The organism is Nostoc sp. 'Peltigera membranacea cyanobiont' 210A (assembly GCF_002246015.1).
Lineage (GTDB): Bacteria > Cyanobacteriota > Cyanobacteriia > Cyanobacteriales > Nostocaceae > Nostoc.
The window spans coordinates 414,448-437,507 of record NZ_NOLJ01000008.1; the positions used below are offsets into that span (position 1 = coordinate 414,448).

The following is a 23,060-nucleotide window of genomic DNA, read 5'->3' on the forward strand; positions in this document are numbered from 1 at the left end:
TCCCCCCACTCCCCACTCTCCTCTATGACAGATACTTTTGAAAAAACTAGCTGGAGTTGGCAGTTGTCTCAATTCCAACAACAAGCGGGTGAATGGTGGGAATACCAGTTTTACCGCTTTGAACGGGCTTTACCAGAATTGCCTACTGGATGGTCAATTAGTCCAAGGCTTGGTGAATTGCTGAAATTCCTGTTTTGGCTGGTACTGGGATTATTTGTAGCGTGGGTGGGTTGGCGATTATGGCGAGAATTCAGTCCCTATATATATTCTTGGCTAAATAGAAGTGGCAATCTCACTGATTTTCGCGTCAAAAATCGCTCTAATGAGTCATCCATAGCCCTTTTGTTGGAGCGATCGCAAGAATTCTACCGTCAAGGTAATTACCGTGAGGCTTGCCGTTGTGTTTATTTAGCAATGTTGCAGCAGTTGGATAAAAATGCGATCGCACCCCACAAACTCAGCCGTACTGATGGAGAATATCTGCAATTGCTGCGATCGTCTGTGACTCCCATACAGCCCTATGAAACTTTAATTACCACTCACGAGCAACTATGTTTTGGTAATGCCGAGATTTTGCCAGACAATTATGAGCAGTGTCGGCAAGCTTATCGAGAAATTTCCCCGGAATGAAAAAGAGACGTTGGATTGCAACGTCTCTACACAAAACAAACAACATTCTATTTGGTGAGAATTGCGTAGACGTTCTACGGCTTGTCGTTAGACATCGCCTTGTCCACAGCTTGCAAGGCAGTGTTGACTTCCGCCTCTGTAACAATTAACGGTGGCACAAACCGGACTACTTTTGGCCCGGCTGGTACTAGCAATACACCTTCCTTGATGGCAGCATTGACGACATCGGCTGCGGTTAGTTGAATATCGGCTCGTAACTCCAAACCGTTGATTAAACCCCAACCCCGAACTTCGTTAATTTGCTGAGGATATTTTGCCGCGATCGCTCTCAATCCAGATCGCAATTGTTCGCCCCTATCTTGCACATTCTGCAAAATATTTTCCCGTTCCAATGTCTGACAAACACTGAGTGCTACACCACACACAAAAGGATTTCCACCAAAGGTGCTAGCGTGTTCTCCTGGTTGAAAAACATCGCAGAATTTCTTGCTCATCATTGCACCGATGGGGACACCACCACCTAAGCCTTTAGCACTGGTGAAAATATCCGGTTCAACGCCGAGATGTTCGTAAGCCCATAATTTGCCGCTACGCCCCATACCAACTTGCACTTCGTCGAAAATCAACAAAACGCCAGTTTCATCGCAAATTTGCCGGAGCTTTTTGAAATAGGCAACATCTCCTGGACGTACACCGCCTTCTCCCTGCAATGGCTCGATCAGAATAGCTGCTACCCGATAATCGCCTTCATCCAACTCGCTAATTGCCACTTCCACAGCGTTAATATCGTTGTAATTTACGTAGTGGAACCCAGGAACTAAAGGATCAAAGTACTTTTGATACTTGGGTTGGGCAGTGGCGGTAATCGTTGCCAAAGTCCGTCCGTGGAAACTGGCATGGGCGGTTAAAATAATTGGTTTTTCAATGTCTAATACTGTGTGAGCGTATTTCCGCGCCAGTTTAATTGCGGCTTCGTTAGCTTCAGCTCCAGAGTTGCAGAAAAATACGCGATCGGCACAGGAATGATCGACAAGCCATTTTGCCAATTCACCTTGCTCAGGAATGTAATACAAATTAGAGACATGGTGCAGCTTTTGGATTTGGCGTGTTACCGCTTCTACCATCGCTGGGTGGGCGTGTCCCAAAGTACAAGTAGCAATTCCCGCTACAAAGTCCAAATATTCCCGCCCCTGCGTATCCCAAACCCGGCATCCAGCACCCCGTTCTAGGGCTAAGGGAAACCGGGCGTAGGTAGACATGACAGCTTCATTAAAGCTATCTGTATCAAAGGGACTAGATGCTGACCCTGAATCTGGGGGGATGGTGGCTTGGTCAACGAGAGTTTGTAGGCTCACTACCGCTCCTCCTGAAAGTTTTTCATTATATAGTTATTTACTAGTTTCCTAGAAATCCCTAAAAAATACTTTTTATTTAGCACAACTCGTACTTCTTCTTAGGCTAACGCTTATGTAACCTCAAAGGCATGGCGGTGCTGAAAAAAATTTTGTACTCAACGCTTGAGCAACAGTATGAGCGACAGGCAATTTCCATAGGCGTAGCTTGTCCAAATCTTGGGTAGAGTGTAGGGGTTTTCTCACTGATGTCCAAGCCTGAAACGACCTATTTTTGTTGATGCACAAGATAATAAATTTGTATAGTGTGTAAGTCGTAAAGTAGATTCTTTTTTCCACAGAGGTTGATTTGCTAGATTGGGGCGGTTTAACAACAGCACATCTGATAAATAAGCGGATTCACTTTCAGATGGTTTTACCAATGCTGTTTTGGGGCAGCCATAAGGTAGTTTTAGTCAATCCTCAATGCGAAACTTATAAGCTGAAAATAAGAAAAAAGCTAAGTAGTTATGAGTTATTTAGATAACTTCTAAGTAAGTGGGCATGAATAATTAAAGGTTTATAGTAAGCGGCTTCAGCCCTTGCTAAGTACATAATGTCGTAAGTTCATAGCGAATCCCTCTGTGTACCTCTGCGTTTTCCTCAGCGTTCCTTTGCGTTTAAAACCGCTACGAATTAATGCAAAGCTGTACTAAGAGACAATTTAATTAATTTTACATGGCGTAACTTAGTTTGATTTATTCTTGCCCACTTACTTAGATTAAATATACTAAAAAGGACGAATATTAAAAAGTTACTAGAAAACTAGAAAAATTAGGTTAAAAGTACTATTTTTACCTCATTCTCAACACTTGAGCAAAAATATCAACGTATCCAAAAAGAGTTGATGGCTGGGGCGATCGCTCTTGGCGGTGTTTTCTTCATTGGCACTTTGTGGTACTCGTTAGTGGAGGGCTGGTCATGGGAAGATGCAGCTTACATGACAGTCATCACTTTAGCGACTGTGGGATACGGAGAGACGCACCCACTAGGTAGCCGAGGACGATTGTTTACCATTGCCCTGATTTTGTTGGGTGTAGTCAATATCGGTTACATTGTCAACAGATTTACAGAAGCGATTATTCAAGGCTACTTTCAAGAAGGAATTCGGCTACAGCAACAGAGGCGGTTAATGGAATCCCTGACAGAACATTACATTATCTGTGGATTTAGTCGGACTGGTCGCCAAATTGCCAAGGAATTTCGGGCAGAAGAGGCACCTTTTGTGGTGATTGATGCTGACATGGAATCTGTGCAAAGGGCGCAGACTGAAGGTTACACAGCATACCAAGGCGACGCTACATTAGATGATACTCTTTTGAAAGTTGGTATTGAACGGGCGGTTTGTATCGTTGCAGCCCTTCCTTCTGATGCTGAAAATTTATACATTGTATTATCAGCTAAAACACTGAATTCGGGGATTCGAGTGATCGCACGGGCAAGTACAGAAGAAGCTTTGCAGAAGTTACGACGGGGTGGCGCAGATGAAGTGATATCCCCCTATATTACTGGTGGTAAGCGCATGGCTGCTGCGGCACTCAGACCCCAGGTGTTGGACTTTGTAGATGGGATTTTGACAGGTGCAGATCGCCAGTTGTATATGGAAGAATTTTTACTCGACCCGGCTTTCTGTCCTTTTGTGGGTCAAAGTTTGCAAAAGGCGAGATTGCGATCGCAATCTGGGGCACTGGTTCTCGCAATTCGCCGTGTTGATGGGACTTTAATCGGTGGCCCCACTGGCGATACGATTTTAATGCCAGGAGATCGGCTAATTGGTATGGGTACAGCAGAGCAATTGCGTAGCCTGAATCAAATTCTCGGTCCAATGAATTCCAAGAAACTGCGACGACCGAAAAATACTTGATTTTATTTAATTACTTTTTTATACTAATTAGATATTGTTTGTATAGTCTAATTGCGTAAACAGATTTAGACTTTCCCAAATCGCCGCTCCCGTTGCTGGTAGGCGCACAAGGCACGATGAAATTCGGCACGGTCAAAATCGGGCCAGAGAGCATCGGTAATATAAATTTCCCCATAAGCCATTTGCCAGAGAAGAAAATTTGAGAGGCGCATTTCTCCACTGGTGCGAATTAACAAATCTGGGTCAGTAATTCCGGCTGTGTACAAGTGGCTCTCAAACACCTGTTCATTAATTTCATTGGGTTGTAGCATACCTTGCTGAACTTGCTTTGCGATCGCCTGACAAGCTTGTAAAATTTCCTGCCGTCCGCCATAATTAGTTGCTACTGAAAATCGGATACCACGATTATCCTTAGTTTCCTCCATTGAACGGGAAATTTCTTGTTGGAGCGATCGCGGCAGGTCTTGCAAATTCCCTACAAATTTAATTTGAACATTCTCTTCGACCATTTCCCGCAGTTCTTGGCGCAAAACTCTTTGAAACAGAGTCATCAAAAAATCTACTTCTTCCTGCGGTCTTTTCCAGTTCTCCGTTGAAAAAGCATAAGCTGTCAACGCCTGAATTCCCCAATCCTGACAACAGCGAAGTAAATCCTTAAGAGCATCTACTCCTCGTTTATGACCCATAATTCGGGGTAGACCCTGACGTTTAGCCCATCGACCATTACCATCCATAATTACCGCAACGTGCTGCGGCAATAGTTCTCGTTTTAAATCAGTAGGTAAATCTTGCAGTTTAGTTTGTTGTGCTGTCATTTTTTATCTCGAGAAGCGGTCGATGGTAATCTGAGTAAACGTGAAACTAGTGCTAGTGTCTTGCCACCTATCCGACGAACAAAACTCAACAGACCAGGAGCAACAGCTTCCCTATCTACGGTTGGAGACAAAAGAGCTTCTAATGACTCTTTCAGTTTCCGAATCGTCAGCGGTCTATTTAGGGTTCCCCGTTCCGCTAAGGAAATAGAACCCGTTTCTTCAGAGACAACGACACAAATGCAATTTTCGACCCGCTCAGTAATTCCCATTGCCGCTCGGTGGCGTGTTCCCAACTGGCGCGAGGCTGTGCGTCCCGAAAGTGGTAAAATTATACCCGATGATATAATCCGTGAGCCACGAATCAATGTCGCTCCATCGTGTAACAAAGTTTTCGGCTGAAAAATTGTCTGGATTAGTTCTTTAGAAACTTCCGCATTTAGCTTTACTCCTGGCACAGAAAAATCTCGCTCATCAATTGGCCCTGTGGTTTCCACAATTAGTAAAGCTCCAATGCGGTTTTTTGACAATTCTTTAACAGCCTCAACAATTTCATCAATTACACTATCAGATTTGGGGATTGCCAGACGGTCGGGTTGAAACATCTGGCGGAATTCGCCACGTCCCAATTGCTCCAAAAACCGCCGAAACTCTGACTGTAGAGCAACTGCCATCGCCACAGCACAACCAATCACCAACTTTTCTAGTACAAAACTTAGCAGAGGTAGTCCGAATCTGCCACTTAGTGCTGAGGCTAGCATTAAGATAATGAATCCCCGCACCATCCATAGTGTCCGGCGCTCACTAATAATAACTAGTATCATGTACGTCAGCGCCAGCACCAACACAATATCCAGAGTCCCAAGTAGCAAGGACTGTGACCACCCCAGGTTTGCCAGCCATTGCTTCCACCAATCTCTCATGACATCTGGATTAAACTTTTGCCTCTAATTACGGTTAGTCATTTGTCATTTGTCATTTGTTATTAAACCGCGTCTACTGTGAAAACCGTAGTTTTTTGTAATGAGGCTAAAGCTCAAAACTTAAGCCACGACAGAATAATATACTCTCTTCAAAAACTCTAGGTTTCAAAATAGACGGGGTTTAGCTCCTAGCTAATGACCCTTACGGGTGACGCTCCTGCGTCGCTACCGCTTTGCTAACGCCAGTCACTCATGGGGGAAACCCCCTTCTCTACGAGACGCTTTGCGAAGGCGCTAGCCTCTCCCTTTGGGAGAAGACCGTGCTGGCTCACCAATGACCAAGGACTAATGACTATTTTTCAGTCTTTCTGGTAGGCGATCTTGTCGAATTAAATCTTCATAAGTTTCACGTTGCAAAATTAAATTTGCTTCGCCATTCGCCACTACGACTGCTGCCGGTCGGGGCAAGCGGTTGTAGTTAGATGCCATACTGTAATTGTACGCACCAGTTCCCATAACTACGAGAATATCCCCTGGTTCAGTCTTTGGGAGGAGAGCATTTTTAATCAGAATATCTCCTGATTCACAATGTTTACCAGCAATTGTGACTGTTTGGCTTAGGGGAGAAGACATTTTATTGGCAACAACTGCCCGATAAACTGATTGGTAAGTAATCGGGCGGGGATTGTCAGACATTCCGCCATCAATTGCTACGTAGGTACGAATTTCTGGGATAACTTTGGATGAACCAATAGTATAGGCAGTAACGCAAGCTGTGGCAATTAGCGATCGCCCCGGTTCACACAATAATTTTGGCAAAGGTAAATTTTCGGCTGCACAAGCTTCTTGAATTACTTCACAAATCGGTTTCACCCACTCTTCAATGCTGGGGGGATCGTCTGATTCTATATACTTAATCCCTAAACCACCGCCGACATTTAACTCTGTCAGTTTTAAACCATACTTTGCCGCTTCCCGCAACCACTGCACCATCAGAGCGGCTAAATCTCGATGCGGTTGGCGCTCAAAAATTTGGGAACCGATATGAGCATGTAACCCTACGCAGTTAAGGAAAGACTGTTTGCTGACAAAAGTAAATAATTCCTCTAACTCATTTGGATCAAAGCCAAATTTACTATCTAGTTGCCCCGTTTGGATATATTCATGTGTGTGACATTCAATACCTGGGGTCAGACGCAACAGGAATCGAGGATGTACAGAGGGGGAATTTGCCCTCTCAACAATTTCAACCATTGTGCGTAACTCGTGCCAGTTATCCACGACAATAGTGCAACCGACTTCAGTGGCAAAAATCAGTTCTTCACGAGATTTATTGTTGTTATGAAGATAGATTTTCTCAGGATTGACACCTGCTTGCAGCGCGGTGTAAAGTTCACCGCCTGATGCGACATCAATTCCTAAACCCTCTGATGCGGCGATCGCACAAACTGCTAAACAATTCCAAGCTTTTGAGGCGTACAATACTTGAGATTCGCCCTTGTAGTATTGCTTGAAAGTATCTCGGTATTGCTGACAAGCCGAACGCAGGGTTTCTTCATCTAAAATATATAAAGGTGAACCAAACTGCTCAACTAGGGTCGTGACATCACACCCACCAATTTCCAAGAGGTCATGATGATGAACTCTGGCAGTCAAAGGTAAAAGTTCTTGATTAGGTGATGGATTTGCCTTGGTGTCGTGTCTTTGAGGTAAATATTGACTTCCAGAATGTTGAACCCCAGTGGGGTGAGTCGATACCATAACTATAAAAATTTTCCTTGTTCAAATTACGGGCTTTGAGTTTGTCTCCTGATTCCCAGTGTACAAAGGGTTTGTAACGTTATTCAATAAATGTGATCTCATTAGACTTAGAAATTAAATTACTGACATTAGAAAATCTCAGTGCTATTCTGGAACTCGATCGAGCTTGTTTTGGTGGACTTTGGACTCTGGACGGCTACAAACGAGAATTGGATAGTCCCAACAGCGATTTACTCGGTTTATTTTCTCCCTCCTCCAGCACAAGTTTGCTAGGAATGGGTTGCTTTTGGTCAATTTTAGATGAAGCCCACATTACAATTTTGGCGGTTCATCCTCAATATCACCGTCAAGGAATGGGTGCGGCTTTATTATATTCACTCATTAAGACAGCTTGCGATCGCAAAATGGAGCGAGCTACCCTCGAAGTGCGAGCTTCCAATTTGGGGGCTATATCTTTATATCAAAAATTTGGCTTCAAAACAGCAGGGCGGCGGCGGCGTTACTACCAAGATAACGATGAAGATGCTTTAATCCTTTGGCTGCCAGATTTACAACACCGCAAATTTAAAGCAACTTTAGACCAATGGTATTCCATTGTCAGCGATCGCCTGGAAAAATCCTCTTGGCACTTGCTTTTTAAGTAGTTGGGCATTATTAATTTTGAATTATTGGGGCTTGCGATCGCCCTCAGCAAAAAAATGCAACTTTACTACGCTAATTTAAATTTGAATATATTATGAAAAACTGTTTTCTCATAACAATATAATATATAAATTATTTTTGCTTGATATTAAAAAATATATATGTTACATATAAATGTTTGGGATTGAGTCAAAAAACCCTTAACCTAAGCAGTCAGCTATTTGTAATAAATCCCAAAAACGCTGGTGAACTAAAGCTCCTCAGTACACTAGCCAGATAAGAGTAGTCAATAGTTAACAATTAGCCCATCAACTAAAGTCATAGCTTCAGGATGTCTATAATCTGTTATACAGGCATCCAAAAGCTTTGCCTGTGCTAAAATCAGCATACCGGCACGACCGCAGATGATGGGATAAAGCCATGTTTGAGCGCTTCACAGAAAAAGCCATTAAGGTAATCATGCTGGCCCAAGAAGAGGCCCGCCGTTTAGGTCACAACTTTGTCGGAACCGAGCAGATCCTCCTGGGTCTAATTGGCGAAGGCACTGGTGTGGCTGCGAAGGTGCTGAAATCAATGGGCGTCAATCTCAAAGATGCCCGAATCGAAGTTGAAAAAATTATAGGACGGGGATCAGGCTTTGTTGCCGTGGAAATTCCGTTTACGCCACGGGCAAAGCGAGTTTTAGAACTCTCCTTGGAAGAAGCACGCCAACTGGGGCATAACTACATTGGCACCGAGCATCTGCTGTTGGGCCTAATCCGCGAAGGGGAAGGCGTCGCAGCCAGGGTGCTAGAAAACCTCGGTGTGGATCTATCTAAGGTCAGAACCCAAGTTATCCGTATGTTGGGAGAAACTGCCGAAGTTTCACCAGGCGGCTCATCCGGGCGCACAAAAACCCCGACTCTGGATGAATTTGGCTCAAACCTGACCCAGATGGCAATCGATAATAAGCTCGATCCAGTGGTGGGACGCGCCAAGGAAATTGAGCGAGTGATTCAAATTTTGGGTCGCCGAACCAAAAATAACCCCGTGCTAATTGGGGAACCAGGGGTTGGTAAAACAGCGATCGCTGAAGGTTTAGCTTCACGCATTGCCACTAAAGATGTCCCTGACATCCTCGAAGATAAACGCGTCGTCACGCTCGATATTGGTTTGCTCGTAGCAGGAACCAAGTACCGGGGTGAATTTGAAGAACGCTTGAAAAAAATCATGGATGAAATCCGCTCGGCGGGTAATGTCATTCTCGTGATTGATGAGGTACACACCTTAATTGGTGCGGGTGCAGCTGAAGGTGCTATTGACGCAGCGAATATCCTCAAGCCAGCTTTGGCCAGAGGTGAGTTGCAGTGCATCGGAGCTACAACCCTAGATGAATACCGGAAGCACATCGAGCGAGATGCAGCGCTAGAGCGGCGTTTCCAACCAGTAATGGTTGGCGAACCGACAGTTGATGAAACAATTGAAATCTTATATGGTCTGCGCGAACGCTACGAGCAACACCATAAACTGAAAATCTCCGACGAAGCATTGGTAGCGGCGGCGAAGTTATCAGATCGTTACATTAGCGATCGCTTCCTGCCAGATAAAGCCATCGACTTAGTTGATGAAGCTGGTTCTAGAGTGCGCTTGATTAACTCCCAACTGCCACCCGCAGCCAAAGAGTTAGACAAAGAACTGCGTCAGATATTAAAAGAAAAAGATGATGCAGTGCGCTCTCAAGACTTTGACAAAGCAGGAGAATTGCGCGATCGCGAAATGGAAATCAAAGCCGAAATCCGCGCCATCGCTCAAAGCAAGACCAATGCAACTGGCACAGAAGGTGAAGAACCTGTAGTTACAGAAGAAGACATTGCTCACATTGTCGCTTCCTGGACTGGAGTACCGGTGAACAAACTCACCGAATCTGAATCTGAAAAGCTGCTGCACATGGAAGACACCTTGCACCAGCGTTTAATCGGTCAAGATGAAGCTGTGAAGGCAGTTTCACGGGCAATCCGTCGCGCTCGTGTCGGATTGAAAAATCCCAACCGACCCATAGCTAGCTTTGTCTTCTCTGGGCCTACTGGCGTAGGTAAAACCGAGTTGGCGAAATCCTTAGCTGCTTACTTCTTCGGTTCCGAAGAAGCGATGATCCGCTTAGATATGTCCGAATACATGGAGCGTCACACCGTCAGCAAGCTGATTGGTTCCCCTCCAGGTTATGTTGGTTATAACGAAGGTGGTCAGCTGACTGAAGCCGTGCGGCGGCGTCCTTACACCGTGGTGTTGTTCGACGAAATCGAAAAAGCACACCCCGATGTTTTCAATATGCTGCTGCAAATTTTGGAAGACGGTCGGTTAACTGATGCCAAAGGTCGCACGGTAGACTTCAAGAACACCTTGCTGATTTTAACTTCCAATATTGGTTCTAAGGTAATTGAAAAAGGCGGTAGCGGTATCGGCTTTGAATTCTCCGAAGATGCCAGCGAGTCAACTTACAACCGGATTCGCTCCTTGGTCAACGAAGAACTCAAACAGTACTTCCGTCCAGAGTTCCTCAACCGACTCGATGAAATTATCGTCTTCCGTCAGTTGAACAAGCCGGAAGTGACCCAAATCGCCGAAATTATGCTCAAGGAAGTATTTGGTCGTCTGACGGAAAAGGGTATCACCTTAGAAGTCACAGATCGCTTCAAGGATCGGTTGATCACTGAAGGTTACAGTCCCAGCTACGGCGCGAGGCCATTACGTCGGGCAATTATGCGCCTGTTAGAAGATAGCCTAGCAGAGGAAATTCTGTCTGGTCGTATCAAGGATGGCGATACAGCCCTTGTTGATGTGGATGAAAATGGCGTTGTGCAAGTTAGTTCTGAACAGCGTCGGGAATTGTTACCCCAAGGTGTTGAGTAAGATTTAGGATTTGGGATTTTTAGATTAAATCCCAAATTAAAAAACGGTAGAGTATTAATTGCTCTACCGTTTTTTTGTTTGAATATGTCTAATGCAGACGACGAATACCGCGTTATTCCCCCACCAGATCCAATGAAGAATAACTGGGAATTTATGGAAGTATGGATAGATCCAAGTCATTCCCCTCCATATGCTCTTTTAGGATCTTCAGTACTTAGTATGCTAAATTAATCTGCTAAAAAGCTGAAAACATTGCTGCACAACAAAAGCAGGCATTGTTTTTAACATTTTAGGCTATTCTTGGGACTTAAGCGTTCTAAACTTGATTTTAAAGTCTAGTTTTGATGTTTAACTAATAATTTGGCATAACAGGTACTGAAGAACCCTCTTTTATTGCTTTGCGACATTGAAGATAACTGTCAGATTTACAGCAAAATAGTGAACTAAAGTTTTCCTCAAATATAGATGAACTGAAAAATTTGATTTCTGAAATACACGTAGGATGCGTTAACGAAGCATAACGCACTCCTTCCTAATGCACCCTACTGGCGTGGCAAGGCTAAATATGTGCATTAGATGTAGGTTGGGTGGAGCGGAGCGCAACCCAACATATATCAGGATGTTGGGTTACGCAAAGCCTCCACCCAACCTACAATTTTTTTGCAACATTTTAGCCTAGACAGTCCACTACATATACTTAGATTTTTTCACAAATCAAATCGGATTGCTATATTTCATAACTTATAGATTGATTAACAGCTTGAGTAGTAACGCTTAAAAAAAAACTCAATTCAACAAAATATAAATTAAATATTTTTATCAAGGCTGGTTGTAAAAAAAACACATAATGTTAAAGAGTGAATCTGTAATAGTTTAAATAACAGCTTTTCATTAATATCAGTCAGGGGTGAATACATCTCAAAAGATCAAGTGATATTAAAAAGCTAATTTTATAGTAATGCTTTCAGTGCATTGCTACCAATTTTATGCAGATTTTTTGTACCTTTGCATACAACAATTATCTCGATAGGACAATTGAGAAATGACAATTACATTAACAAAAGTCCAGCGTATTTCACTTGAAAAAGTTGCACCAGGTCTATCCGAAGTGTTTGTTGGTTTAGGATGGGATGTGAAAGCCACAGACACAGGTCAAGACTTTGATTTAGATGCATCTGTCTTTCTATTAAATGCAAATGGAAAGCTGATTTCTGATGCTCACGTCATCTTTTATAACAACCAAACAAGTCCCGATCCAGAGAAATCAATTCAACATACTGGAGATAATCTCACAGGCGCTGGTGAAGGAGATGATGAAGTCATCAAAATTAATCTCAAAAAAGTTCCTGCTGATATTCAAACAATTCTAATTGCAGTGACGATTCATGAAGCCGAGGTGCGGCGTCAGAATTTTGGTCAGGTGCAAAATGCCTTTGTGCGAGTTGTTAATTCTCAAACTAATGAAGAAGTTGTTCGCTACGACCTTGTGGAAGACTACTCCACAGAAACATCCATGATTATGGCTGAACTTTACTTTAAAGACAATGAATGGCGTCTCAACGCTGTAGGTTCGGGTTATCAAGGCGGCTTACAAGCACTTCTCGAACGCTACAAATAGGCAATTATTGCAAAGACATAACTGATATTAGTGAAAAATTTAAGGAGTCTACCAAATCATGGCAGTTACACTTACAAAAGGACAACGTATATCACTCGATAAAGTTGCACCAGGACTAACTGAGGTATTCGTTGGTCTTGGATGGGATGTCAAAGCAATGGACACTGGCTGCGCTTTTGATTTAGATGCATCAGCTTTCATAGTGGGGAGTAACGATAAACTAATTTCAGATAACCACTTCATTTTCTACAACAATCTTCTCAGCCCAGATCCAAATAACTCAGTTCAACACACAGGAGATAATCTAACAGGCGCAGGCGATGGTGATGATGAAGTCATCAAAATTAATCTCCAAAAGGTTCCTGCTGAGGTTCATAAAATTTTTATTACTGTAACCATTCACGAAGCCGCAGAACGGAAGCAAAATTTTGGTCAAGTTCAAAATGCTTTTGTGCGCGTCGTTAATGCTCAGAGCAATCAAGAAGTAGTCCGGTATGACCTAGTGGAGGATTACTCAGTCGAAACTGCATTAATTATGGCTGAACTCTATCGTAAAGACGGAGAGTGGCGTTTAAATGCCGTTGGTTCAGGTTATCAAGGTGGATTAAAAGCTTTACTAGAGCGTTTTAGCTAGGAGATTGAGTATGGCAATTAGTTTACAGAGTGGACATAAAGAGGCAGACGATTACTATCATTTTGGCTTTAGCTGGGTAGCTGGCTCCAAGTAAAATGTCGCTCTACGACCGCCTGAATCTAACTAAAGCTAGCCGTAAGCTTCAAGTTCCGATTTGGGAACGTATTAACCTTGATAGACCTTCAAAATCTTGCTGTCAAGGTTGCCGCTCCCGTATCCAAAATAATTGGCAACTGTGTCCATATTGTGGATGGTTGATTGTTGGAAAAAATAGCGAAATTCGCCATTGTCTTTGGGTCAATATTTCAGGCATGATTATCGATACTGAAGATAATAGCACCATACTAGAAGTTATGGCAGATGCACTTGCTAAAGTCTTCAGTGCTTTTAGAAGTATCAATGTGTTTTTGACCTCAGAACCACCCGATGAAAAAGAGTGGAACCAAAATTTTACCCATATCTATGTGTTAATTGATCAGCAACCAGTTGACTACTTAGGAATAGCTAGTTTCAGTCATGGCAAAGTGACAAATATTGCTGCTGTTCGCATAGATCAAATACTTCATGTCTCTGATCAGGCAAGTCTAAATTTGGCTCAATTGTCTAACTTGATTGCTAATACTATCACCCACGAAATTGGTCACACTTTGGGATTAGACCACTCCCAACTACCAACAGATGTGATGCACGATGGACTCGATCATGGAATTCACAGTTTGATGCCTCCCTCATTTCATGTTGAGCAGATCATCTTGATGAATAATGCAATTCGCAAACATAAATCTTCATCAACATGAATTGGTATTGAACTTCTGAACTTTGATCAAGTGTTGGAAATTCGTCATTATTTACTTTGAAAAGCATTCAATATTCTCCTTTGGCAGCACTCTTTTTAGCTAAAGGAGTTTTAGATTTTAATCCATTTATTTAGGTACAAAAACTGAATATGCTTACTCGTAAAGTCAACGATCGCCTTCTGCCATTTCAGGGACTCACATCGGCTCAGGTAAAACTTAACCGCGAAAAGTACGGTGCTAACATTCTTACTCCTCCAGAACGCGAGCCATTGTGGAAATTGTTCTTAGCAAAATTTGAAGATCCAGTAATTCGGATTCTGATGATTGCGGCGGCGATCGCTATTAGTGTCGGTATTTTTGAGGGAGAATATGCTGAAGGCTTAGGTATTGTAGCTGCTATCTTATTAGCGACAACTCTCGCTTTTGCCAACGAATACAAAGCCAGTAAAGAATTTGATATTCTCAACCAAGTTTATGACGAAGTTTTTATCAAAGTCATTCGGGATAATAGCTTTACCACCGTTAAGCGTAAAGATTTAGTTTTTGGTGATGTTGTATATGTGGAACAAGGTGAAGAAATCCCAACTGATGGACAAATTTTAGAAGAAATTTCTCTAGAAATTGACCAGTCAAAAATCACGGGAGAAGCGGAACCAGTCAAAAAGCTTACTCAGTCCGACGCAGAAAATCAAGGTATTGAAGAGGGAACTTACCCAGCTTACAAGATTTATCGCAGTACGATTGTTGAACAAGGAGAGGGTTATTTTGAAGTCACTGCTGTTGGTGATAATACAGAAATTGGTAAATTGGCAACAGCAATTACTAGCATCGAAAACACACAAGACACACCGCTCAATCATCAATTAGAAAAACTTAGTAAACTGATTGGTGTCGTTGGTCTGGGATTTGCTGGTTTCACGTTCGTATCTTTGCTGGTACGCGGTTTTGTCACTAAAGAATTAAGCCTGAGTTCTCAACAGTGGTATGTTGTCGGACTATCAATTATTAGTGTGTTAATAGCACTTAGCCGAGTATGGCTACCTGTGGTTTATGATGGTTTGGAGTTAGCTGGTAGCAAACTTGCAGCACCAAAATGGCTGGAAAATAATAGTTTTCTTAGTTGGCTGAAAAGAGTTGGGATAGTACTAGTATTTTTCACTATCGGACTTGGTTTAGGCTATCCTCTAGGACTAATTCCTAGCTCTATAAATAGTTGGGTTACTAGTAGTGTTGCTAAAGCCTTACTGCACTACTTTATGGTAGCTGTGACAATTATTGTGGTAGCTGTGCCAGAAGGTTTGGCGATGAGTGTTACCCTCAGCCTTGCCTACAGTATGAAAAAGATGGCGGCTTCCAATAATTTGGTGCGTCGGATGCACGCTTGCGAAACAATTGGTTCAGCTACGGTAATTTGCTCTGATAAAACTGGCACTCTTACCCAAAATCAAATGCGGGTGTATGAAGTCAATTTTCCTAGTCTGAATTCTCAATTGTTGCCAGCACTTAAAGATGTTAAAGGGTTAATAGCAGAGGCGATCGCAGTTAATAGTACTGCTGATTTAGAGAAAAAACCTTTGCAGCCTTCTCGTCCCATTGGCAATCCCACAGAAGGAGCTTTACTTTTATGGCTAGATAGCCAGGATATTGATTACATATCCTACCGGGGTAACTTTCAAATCAAATCCCGAATGCCTTTTTCTGGTCATCAAAAATATATGGCTACAATCGGCATTTCCTCTGTAACGGGAGAGGATGTGCTTTATGTGAAAGGAGCGCCAGAGGTAATTTTGGAGCGTTGCTCACAGATTCTCACAGAGCAAGGACTAGAATCACTTAAGAATAAAGCCGCGATCGCATCTGCAATTAAAGAATATCAAAAACGAGGAATGCGGGCACTAGGGTTTGCTTATCATAACGTCTCACAGCATTCGAGTCAGACGAACTTGGACGAACTTGCTCACGATATGACTTGGCTAGGGTTTGTGGCAATTTCAGACCCCTTGCGTCCAGAAGTACCTGATGCGATCCAAGCCTGTTTACGCGCAGGAATAGAAGTGAAAGTTGTAACAGGTGATAACTCGGAGACGGCTAAGGAAATTGCTCGTCAAATTGGACTTTGGCAAGAAGAAGATGACTTTAATAGCGGTTATTTACATTTGACTGGTCAACAATTTGCCCAACTGAGTGACGAAGAAGCAAATCAGGCGGTGCTGCAATTAAAGGTACTTTCCAGAGCGCGACCACTTGATAAGCTGCGGCTTGTGAAACTGTTACAGGAAAATGGTCAGGTGGTAGGTGTCACCGGAGATGGTACAAACGATGCAGCTGCTCTCAAGCAAGCTCAGGTAGGTTTAGCAATGGGAAGTGGTACAGCGATCGCTAAAGAAGCTAGTGATATCATTTTGCTTGACGATTCTTTCCACAGTATTGTAAATGCAGTTGTTTGGGGGCGATCGCTTTACCTAAATATCCAACGATTTATTCTGTTTCAGTTAACAATCAACGTTGTGGCGTTGGGAATTGCTTTAATTGGGCCATTTATCGGTGTAGCGCTACCTCTAACTGTCACCCAAATGCTCTGGGTGAACTTAATTATGGATACCTTTGCTGCTTTGGCTTTGGCGACAGAACCCCCTCATTTAAGCGTCATGCAGCACTCTCCTCGTAACCCGCAAGCCTTTATTGTCACCAAAGCAATGGCACAGAATATTTTTACTGTTGGGTTAGCATTTTTGATTTTTCTGGTTGGTTTCTTACGCTATATCCGTCGGGATGGGGAAATCACTCCTTATGAGCTTTCCGTGTTCTTCGGCGTGTTCGTAATGTTACAGTTCTGGAATTTGTTCAATGCTCGATGCTTGGGGTTAAAGCAGTCTGCCTTCAAAGGCTTGTCTAAGAATAAAGGATTTGTAGCGATCGCTATCACCATTTTTGTCGGACAGATATTGATTATTCAGTTTGGTGGTAACGTTTTTAGAACAGTACCTTTGTCTTTCGTGGATTGGATAAGTGTAATTGTTGGAACATCGACAGTGCTTTTTATTGGTGAGCTATGGCGCTTCATAATGCGATTGAAATTGAAAAGTCATCTGCGAGAATCCTATTAACTACTTGGCAGATGGTTGGTAAACCGATGTCAAAAACAGTATCGGTAGTTTTAATCCCAAGGGGTTGAGTAAAATGAAGTGCCTTTAAAATGGGAGAATATAAAGCATCGTTAGGAGGAATCAATCGTCATGAGTGTGATAGTTGCTAAGTGGACGATTGACGAATATCACCGCATGATTGACGCTAACATTTTGAGCGATCGCAAAGTAGAATTACTCAAAGGAGAAATTGTCGAAATCTTCGCAGAAGGAGAACCTCACGCTTATAGTAGTGGTGAAGCTGGTGACTATCTAGCGAAATTATTGGCTGGACGCGCCAAAATTCGTCATGCTAAACCAATTACCCTACCCAACGACTCGGAACCAGAGCCAGATATTGCCATTGTCCAACCTTTAGGACGCGAGTATCGACAGCATCATCCCTATCCAGAAAATATTTTCTGGTTGATTGAGTACGCTAACTCTAGTTTAGAAAAAGATTTAGAGACAAAAAGCAAAATCTATGCAGAAGCAGGTATATTTAGAATATTGGGTTGTTAATCTAAAAAAGTTACACCTGGTGGTGTATCGAGAAATCTTAGATGCAGAGTACGCTACAAAACTGACATTGACTGGGGAAATAATTCAACCCCTTGCATTCCCAGATGTTTCTGTTGCAGTTGAACAAATTATTAACAGCTAAGATAATTTACAGACTTTTTTATATTTTTGAACCATAAGAAGGTAAATACACGAAATTGAACTGATTTCACCCCGCTAGCATCTCTACAAGGATTCTGGATAACACATATTTAATTTCACCAGATGTTTAATAACTTTTCTCAAGATATTTTATGCAGAGACACGATTTTACCCGCATCTCTACAATGTCTTTTCATGAGTTTTATTCTGCGTTCACAAATTCCAAATAGCCACTGCTAAGTTCTTTCACTGCTAAATCATAAAATTGCTTACCATGTTCAGGCGTTGCTAAAGCTGGATTTGATCCCATGCGTCCATCTGGATAACGTACTCGAAAGTCAGCAGCGCTATAAATCCTATGTCCGCTTGCAACTTCTGGTGAAAGAGGTGCTTGCTTAATCGCCTCTGGATAAACGTACTGGGTGAGGGCTACTTCACTTGGCGTTGCATGAGAACCTTCTTGATCCCCATATAATTCTTTAGCTAGTTTATATACAGAACCGCACATAAACCAGTTTGCCACTTGACATTGCACTTGTTGAGCATTGGCAATCTGCAAATCTTCTAAATACGCGTAAGTTTCTGAAAAAGCAGCTTTGAGGGTGGCGATATTACCGCCATGTCCGTTAATAAAGTAGAATCTGCTAAAACCAGCTTTGGCTAAACAAGTTACATAATCTCGTACTACTTGAATTAAAGTGCTGGGACGCAGACTGATTGTGCCAGGAAAAGCAGTATGGTGTAGTGCCATCCCCACATTGATTGTAGGGCCAACGATCGCTTGAGTTGCATCACCTACACCAGCTGCGATCGCTTCTGCACAAATAGCATCAGTACCAATTAACCCCGTTGGCCCATGTTGTTCTGTGGAACCAATAGGAAAAATAATCCCCTTTGACTGCTGTAAATAAGCTTCGACTTCTTGCCAAGTACTTAAATGCAGTAACATTGTTAATGATTTTCCTCAATAAAATTGCGGTGGGATGAAACCTTTTGCTACTAAATAGCATCTTCCGTAACTAAACTCCCACTAACACGATTATGAACTCTCTGAATTTTTTGTGCTGGCGATCGCACAAGATCCCCGACTTCGCAGAAGTTGTCGGGGATCTTTGTTTACTGCCAAATTTGGAGAGAATTAGAATATCTATTTCTACGAAGATTGTTTAGAGAATGGAGTCACAACGAGTTTTGACAGAGATAGATATAAACAATTGGCCGATTCTGCCATTTTATCCTACGATACTCGCCGAGAACCTTCCGATAATAGAAATCAAAATTGATTTATGAAATGTTGCTTTTCTGGATAATCAAGAAAAAACTTGATCAATTTTGATTTTTGACTACTCAAAGTAATAATTCTTTTTTACGTCCTTTGTAATTTCCCATGTATAGGACATACCAGCGGGAATAATCACTAAATCGCCCTTACCTATTTGCACTGGTTCTCCCCCATCAGGAGTAACAAGTACGTCACCTTCCAAAAAATAGCAAGTTTCTTGAGAATCATAAGTCCAAGGGAATTTTGAAACTTCCTTTTTCCAAATTTCCCATTTAAATACACCTAATTCATTGAGATATTCAAGTCTTAAGTTGATGCTCAATTTTAATTTCCATATTGTTTTTTTCTAGTTATATTCAGCAGTAAGATTGAATATCCTCTCCACACTGATCTACTAGATAACACAAAGCGCGAAAACGCAAGTAGACAAGTTCGTTATAAAGCGGATTCAGCTTGCACATTGGCGGAATATGAGCTATTTTGCGGCCAAAAAGCATGATATCACGCTCGAATGGACACTGAGCAGGAATTAGTTTAGCAATAAATTTGGCTAATTTCCGATTCTGAATCTCGATTTTATCGAGCCATTGACGTAATGGTTGCAATAAATCTAATTTGGGTAGAGCAAATTGCTTTTTACTACCTATTTGATTCTTTTCTTCTAAAGGTTTAATAAAAGCAGGCAAAAAAATACGATGACTCTGTGTTTTAAGCATAGTTTTAGGCAAGGCTTTCCTTGTGTAGATGAACTATTTACCGATCGAAAATGTTCACATGTAATATTTTTGGTCAATTTGCATTGTGCTTGGAGATTCAGAAGCAAAAAAAGCATAATGCAAATAATTTACATGCATCTTTGGGAAGGGAAATGGTTTAACTAATTGTTATTTAAGCCCACCAAATGATGAAGAACTGTCCCGTTAAATACAAAATAACAAAGAAAATATAAAAATGGCATTTCTTTAACTTATCGATTTCTAATCTTACAGATAGGAATCTTATATATTATATATAAATACTTGGTTCTGAAACTGACTAGTATCTAAAGATATAGTTTATGACAGACAAACACAGTTTTGTTCTGACCCTACATACATTTCGCTAGGATTAGCCCCTAATATCTTTCGATTTTAGAGTATTGAATATCCATATAATTGTCCGATATACTACACAAACTAACCTAGATATTATCTAATAAGTAGCAATAAATCGATTGATAAGTCAAAACTAATATAAGGACTTACACAAGAGCAAAGGGCACTTGTACTGAGTAAATCTACAGTTTTATATAATCAGCTTTGTGCAACTACTACTCACTGTGAGATTTTGCCGTTAGCAGAGCCTCTTGTAGAAAAGTATTGGTTATTTTCCCCAGTTTTCACTCCCCGATTATGAAAAACTTAGTTATTTAAAATATCTTAACCCAGTATTAACCTGATATTTGCTGATATATTCTACATTCTCTTGCTCTAATTTTGACAGCAATTTAGGTGGAAATGTCTTTGGTGAATATTTAGGACGATACCAAGGTTGGTTATTAAAGTAATTTTGCAATTCAGTATTATCAAAACCGCGGCCATGAATGGCAAAAATCGAATTTCGCATAATATCTAGTTCAAAACCGCTTTTACCATCCAAATCTGCATCAGTTACAAGTCTTTGAGAAAGCCAGAGATAATTGTTGAGAGTTGTGGTATCAACTGGCGGTATTGATGTGGTCGCGGAAGGTGATTGAGTTGGAATAGATGGGGTAGTTGGTGTAAATGTAGGAGTTATCACTGGGCTTGTAACATTTGACGGTGTTTCTGAAGGTAATACCGTTTTATCTGCTATGGGTTGAGAAGATTTGGGTAACACTTGACTAATAATCACAGATGCACCAATTAACCCACCTGCTATCAAACTGCCCATGAGAATATTATTCTGACTATTACTACTTTGAGGGTTAGGCTGTGGTTTGATAGGCACTGTCTGAGGTGGCGGTGCAGGGACTACAGTCGGTTGAGTCAAGAGGGGTTGCGTCGGTGGAATTGGATTTGCTATGCTCTGCAAAGAATCTAGCATTGCTCTGGCTGTAGGGTAGCGATCGCGTGGATGATAAGCGATCGCCCGCTCAATTACTCTTGCCATAATTGGGCTAACATGACTGGCGTATTGCCGCCAGACAATTTCACCCGTTTGAGAATCGGTTTCTAGTTGTTGCGCCTGTTTACCAGTGAGCAAATAAATTACCGTCATTCCTAAACTGTATAAATCACTAGAATAAACAGGTCTACCTGCGGCTTGTTCGCTTGGCATATAGCCAGGTGTACCAATCACAATGGAACTGGTAGGATTGCCTTGAGAATTTACTACTGTTCCCATTGACTCCCGCACAGCACCAAAATCAATCAGCACTGGTTTAGCATCCCGATGACGCACAATAATATTATCTGGCTTAATATCGCGGTGAACAATATGCTTCGAGTGAACGTAATCCAGGACAGGTAATAAATTCATGAATAATTCCTGGACAGCACCTTCACTAAATAGCCCCTGCTTCTGGACTTTTCCAGTTAAGGTATCGCCTTCAACCCATTCTTGAACTAAGTAAAATTGTCCACCTGAAGAGAAGTAAGCATATAATGCCGGAATTTGGTCATTTGTGCCACCGAGTTCTTCTAAAATAGCTGCTTCGCGTTGAAACCTCTCTTGGACTAACTGGTAAATTTGGGGATTGTTGTGAATCGGTCTTAGCTGTTTAACCACACAATGGCGCTTTGAAGGCATATAGGTGTCTTCAGCTAGATAGGTTTCACCAAACCCACCAGCCCCCAGTGTGCGGATAACTTGATAGCGATCGTTCAGTAGCTGTATTGTCATGGGAGATTACAAGCGATATTCATAAGATAGTTTTCCCCAAAACTACCTTCATTTCAAATCTAGTAAACCTTCTTCTTTCAATTTAGGATTGAAACGAATCTGCATTTGCAAACCACGCACTTCTAACAATTGCGTTGAAATTTCTGCTTCTACTCTCCGTGCCACGTTTTTAAGAACTTTTATTTGTGCTAATTCATCATTAGCTGGATTTTGATAACTTGCCTGTTCTTCAGGTGTCATTACAACTTTGACATCAATGGGATGAGTCCATTTTTCCTTATTATCCCCATTACCCCAAGGCACACTGCCATTTTCAGCAATCCAAGCATTTTCAGTATTTTCTAAAATTGTGCGGCTAGGACGTTCAATAGTTTGAACTTTTACCCAATAGCATTGCTGTGGCTGACGAACTAAATGCTGCTTCAGGCTAAGATAAACATCACGGGAATATCCTACAAATTGCAGCACTTTGTTTTGGTCAAAGATAGCATATACCCCGATTTTACTTTGAAATTGTTCGGGTAATTGCCCGCGATCGTCTATATAAGGAATATATTCCAGAGTTGCCAAAGAAGAAAGATTTGTTTCAGAAGCCATAGATCAAATATCAAACTTACTATTTGCCTTCATAATTGAAAATTGCGAATTATAAAAAAGTTATCTTTAAAATTATTCATTACTCAATTAATTTTTGGTAAATTGCGCAAAGGCGACTGGGCTTAAAAATCTTAGCACTGAACATGAAATTTGGTGGCACATTAATGATGACATACTCATCAGATTCATGATATTTTTCAAATTCCGCTGGCATTCCTTTAGTGGTAGTTAAGCTGTAAGGAACTGGTTGGAAAAGTAATTCTGTAAATTTAAGTCGTTCACACCCCAACTGTTGGCAAATTTGGTTCAAGAAAGCAACGCTTGTCAATAAATTGAATAGAGTTTCTTGAGCTTGAGCTTCAAGAGTGAAACTGCCATCAAAGCTATGAACTATTTTAAGTGACATTTTTTGTATTAATAGCTAGTTATTAACGACTAAATGATATAGAGAGATAGGCAATATATTATATCATGTCCGCATAATTAGTTATGCTAACCACAGTCATTGCACCCCACCCCCGCCAAAGCTACGCTTTGTCTCCCCTCCCCGCAAGCGGGGAGGGGATTAAG

Annotated in this window: 17 protein-coding genes and 3 pseudogenes; 9 read left to right on the plus strand and 11 right to left on the minus strand. The window is 41.7% G+C overall.

The genetic code is table 11. The annotated features are described in order from the left end of the window. Positions 1–24: 24 nt before the first annotated feature. Positions 25–630, plus strand: coding sequence for a DUF4129 domain-containing protein (locus CDG76_RS26120; protein WP_094351785.1), 606 nt, complete (start codon positions 25–27; stop codon positions 628–630). A gap of 74 nt (positions 631–704) precedes the next feature. Here CDG76_RS26120 and CDG76_RS26125 read toward each other — a convergent pair whose 3' ends face one another. Beyond that, entirely contained in the window at positions 705–1,985 is a 1,281-nt protein-coding gene (locus tag CDG76_RS26125) for an aspartate aminotransferase family protein (RefSeq protein WP_094351786.1), read from the minus strand. A gap of 314 nt (positions 1,986–2,299) precedes the next feature. Next, positions 2,300–2,437: pseudogene (locus tag CDG76_RS38615) on the minus strand (Uma2 family endonuclease); the annotation flags it as partial. Positions 2,438–2,868: 431 nt separating this feature from the next. Here CDG76_RS38615 and CDG76_RS26135 point away from each other — a divergent pair. Then, the gene (locus CDG76_RS26135) at positions 2,869–3,885 is read left to right on the plus strand and encodes a potassium channel family protein (protein WP_094351788.1); all 1,017 of its coding nucleotides are present in this window, start codon (positions 2,869–2,871) and stop codon (positions 3,883–3,885) included. A 65-nt stretch (positions 3,886–3,950) separates the two neighbouring features. On the opposite strand, the gene CDG76_RS26140 is transcribed toward CDG76_RS26135, so the two are convergent. The 3 genes from CDG76_RS26140 to lysA all read right to left on the minus strand — a co-directional run bounded on the left by CDG76_RS26140 (position 3,951) and on the right by lysA (position 7,381). Further along, positions 3,951–4,700 carry an isoprenyl transferase gene (locus tag CDG76_RS26140; protein WP_094351789.1) on the minus strand — a complete coding sequence of 250 codons (750 nt, stop codon included), beginning with the start codon at positions 4,698–4,700 and terminating at the stop codon, positions 3,951–3,953. Further along, a complete protein-coding gene (cdaA, locus tag CDG76_RS26145) occupies positions 4,697–5,620 on the minus strand; it encodes a diadenylate cyclase CdaA (RefSeq protein WP_094351790.1) in 924 nt (307 codons plus the stop codon). Before cdaA ends, CDG76_RS26140 begins: the two co-directional genes overlap by 4 nt. 345 nt (positions 5,621–5,965) lie before the next feature. Next, positions 5,966–7,381 carry a diaminopimelate decarboxylase gene (gene lysA, locus CDG76_RS26150; RefSeq protein ID WP_094351791.1) on the minus strand — a complete coding sequence of 472 codons (1,416 nt, stop codon included), beginning with the start codon at positions 7,379–7,381 and terminating at the stop codon, positions 5,966–5,968. A 92-nt stretch (positions 7,382–7,473) separates the two neighbouring features. On the opposite strand from lysA, the gene rimI reads away from it, so the two are divergent. The 7 genes and pseudogenes from rimI (at position 7,474) to CDG76_RS26185 (ending at position 17,750) form a co-directional block, all read left to right on the plus strand. Next, positions 7,474–8,025, plus strand: a complete 552-nt coding sequence (gene rimI / locus CDG76_RS26155) for a ribosomal protein S18-alanine N-acetyltransferase (protein ID WP_094351792.1) — start codon at positions 7,474–7,476, stop codon at positions 8,023–8,025. A gap of 418 nt (positions 8,026–8,443) precedes the next feature. Then, the gene (locus CDG76_RS26160) at positions 8,444–10,912 is read left to right on the plus strand and encodes an ATP-dependent Clp protease ATP-binding subunit (protein ID WP_094351793.1); all 2,469 of its coding nucleotides are present in this window, start codon (positions 8,444–8,446) and stop codon (positions 10,910–10,912) included. Positions 10,913–11,954: 1,042 nt separating this feature from the next. Further along, positions 11,955–12,530 carry a TerD family protein gene (locus tag CDG76_RS26165; RefSeq protein WP_094351794.1) on the plus strand — a complete coding sequence of 192 codons (576 nt, stop codon included), beginning with the start codon at positions 11,955–11,957 and terminating at the stop codon, positions 12,528–12,530. Positions 12,531–12,588: 58 nt separating this feature from the next. Further along, complete coding sequence (locus tag CDG76_RS26170) at positions 12,589–13,164, plus strand: TerD family protein (protein ID WP_094351795.1); 576 nt, start codon at positions 12,589–12,591, stop codon at positions 13,162–13,164. A 95-nt stretch (positions 13,165–13,259) separates the two neighbouring features. After that, positions 13,260–13,961: a matrixin family metalloprotease gene (locus CDG76_RS26175; protein WP_094351796.1), complete on the plus strand. Its 702-nt coding sequence runs from the start codon at positions 13,260–13,262 to the stop codon at positions 13,959–13,961. A gap of 149 nt (positions 13,962–14,110) precedes the next feature. After that, positions 14,111–17,068, plus strand: coding sequence for a calcium-translocating P-type ATPase, PMCA-type (locus CDG76_RS26180; RefSeq protein WP_094351797.1), 2,958 nt, complete (start codon positions 14,111–14,113; stop codon positions 17,066–17,068). 129 nt (positions 17,069–17,197) lie between these two features. After that, positions 17,198–17,750: pseudogene (locus tag CDG76_RS26185) on the plus strand (Uma2 family endonuclease). Between the two features lie 201 nt (positions 17,751–17,951). Here the strand turns inward: CDG76_RS26185 and CDG76_RS26190 are convergent. The 6 genes and pseudogenes from CDG76_RS26190 to CDG76_RS26215 all read right to left on the minus strand — a co-directional run bounded on the left by CDG76_RS26190 (position 17,952) and on the right by CDG76_RS26215 (position 22,896). Continuing rightward, complete coding sequence (locus CDG76_RS26190) at positions 17,952–18,698, minus strand: creatininase family protein (protein ID WP_094351798.1); 747 nt, start codon at positions 18,696–18,698, stop codon at positions 17,952–17,954. 394 nt (positions 18,699–19,092) lie between these two features. Continuing rightward, positions 19,093–19,366, minus strand: a pseudogene (locus tag CDG76_RS26195) (cupin domain-containing protein). A 21-nt stretch (positions 19,367–19,387) separates the two neighbouring features. Further along, positions 19,388–19,747 (minus strand): Mo-dependent nitrogenase C-terminal domain-containing protein, encoded by a 360-nt coding sequence (locus CDG76_RS26200; RefSeq protein ID WP_094351800.1) that lies wholly within the window; start codon positions 19,745–19,747, stop codon positions 19,388–19,390. 688 nt (positions 19,748–20,435) lie between these two features. After that, positions 20,436–21,893, minus strand: a complete 1,458-nt coding sequence (locus CDG76_RS26205) for a protein kinase domain-containing protein (protein ID WP_094351801.1) — start codon at positions 21,891–21,893, stop codon at positions 20,436–20,438. A gap of 48 nt (positions 21,894–21,941) precedes the next feature. Next, positions 21,942–22,490, minus strand: coding sequence for a GIY-YIG nuclease family protein (locus tag CDG76_RS26210; protein ID WP_094351802.1), 549 nt, complete (start codon positions 22,488–22,490; stop codon positions 21,942–21,944). Positions 22,491–22,569: 79 nt separating this feature from the next. Next, positions 22,570–22,896, minus strand: a complete 327-nt coding sequence (locus CDG76_RS26215) for a hypothetical protein (RefSeq protein WP_094351803.1) — start codon at positions 22,894–22,896, stop codon at positions 22,570–22,572. Positions 22,897–23,060: the final 164 nt, after the last annotated feature.

Coding starts and splice junctions, on each gene's coding strand:
- CDG76_RS26120 (WP_094351785.1), top strand. CDS start 25: ATGACAGATACTTTTGAAAAAACTAGCTGGAGTTGGCAGTTGTCTCAA.
- CDG76_RS26135 (WP_094351788.1), top strand. CDS start 2,869: ATGGCTGGGGCGATCGCTCTTGGCGGTGTTTTCTTCATTGGCACTTTG.
- CDG76_RS26140 (WP_094351789.1), bottom strand. CDS start 4,700: ATGACAGCACAACAAACTAAACTGCAAGATTTACCTACTGATTTAAAA.
- cdaA (WP_094351790.1), bottom strand. CDS start 5,620: ATGAGAGATTGGTGGAAGCAATGGCTGGCAAACCTGGGGTGGTCACAG.
- lysA (WP_094351791.1), bottom strand. CDS start 7,381: ATGGTATCGACTCACCCCACTGGGGTTCAACATTCTGGAAGTCAATAT.
- CDG76_RS26160 (WP_094351793.1), top strand. CDS start 8,444: ATGTTTGAGCGCTTCACAGAAAAAGCCATTAAGGTAATCATGCTGGCC.
- CDG76_RS26165 (WP_094351794.1), top strand. CDS start 11,955: ATGACAATTACATTAACAAAAGTCCAGCGTATTTCACTTGAAAAAGTT.
- CDG76_RS26170 (WP_094351795.1), top strand. CDS start 12,589: ATGGCAGTTACACTTACAAAAGGACAACGTATATCACTCGATAAAGTT.
- CDG76_RS26175 (WP_094351796.1), top strand. CDS start 13,260: ATGTCGCTCTACGACCGCCTGAATCTAACTAAAGCTAGCCGTAAGCTT.
- CDG76_RS26180 (WP_094351797.1), top strand. CDS start 14,111: ATGCTTACTCGTAAAGTCAACGATCGCCTTCTGCCATTTCAGGGACTC.
- CDG76_RS26190 (WP_094351798.1), bottom strand. CDS start 18,698: ATGTTACTGCATTTAAGTACTTGGCAAGAAGTCGAAGCTTATTTACAG.
- CDG76_RS26200 (WP_094351800.1), bottom strand. CDS start 19,747: ATGCTTAAAACACAGAGTCATCGTATTTTTTTGCCTGCTTTTATTAAA.
- CDG76_RS26205 (WP_094351801.1), bottom strand. CDS start 21,893: ATGACAATACAGCTACTGAACGATCGCTATCAAGTTATCCGCACACTG.
- CDG76_RS26210 (WP_094351802.1), bottom strand. CDS start 22,490: ATGGCTTCTGAAACAAATCTTTCTTCTTTGGCAACTCTGGAATATATT.
- CDG76_RS26215 (WP_094351803.1), bottom strand. CDS start 22,896: ATGTCACTTAAAATAGTTCATAGCTTTGATGGCAGTTTCACTCTTGAA.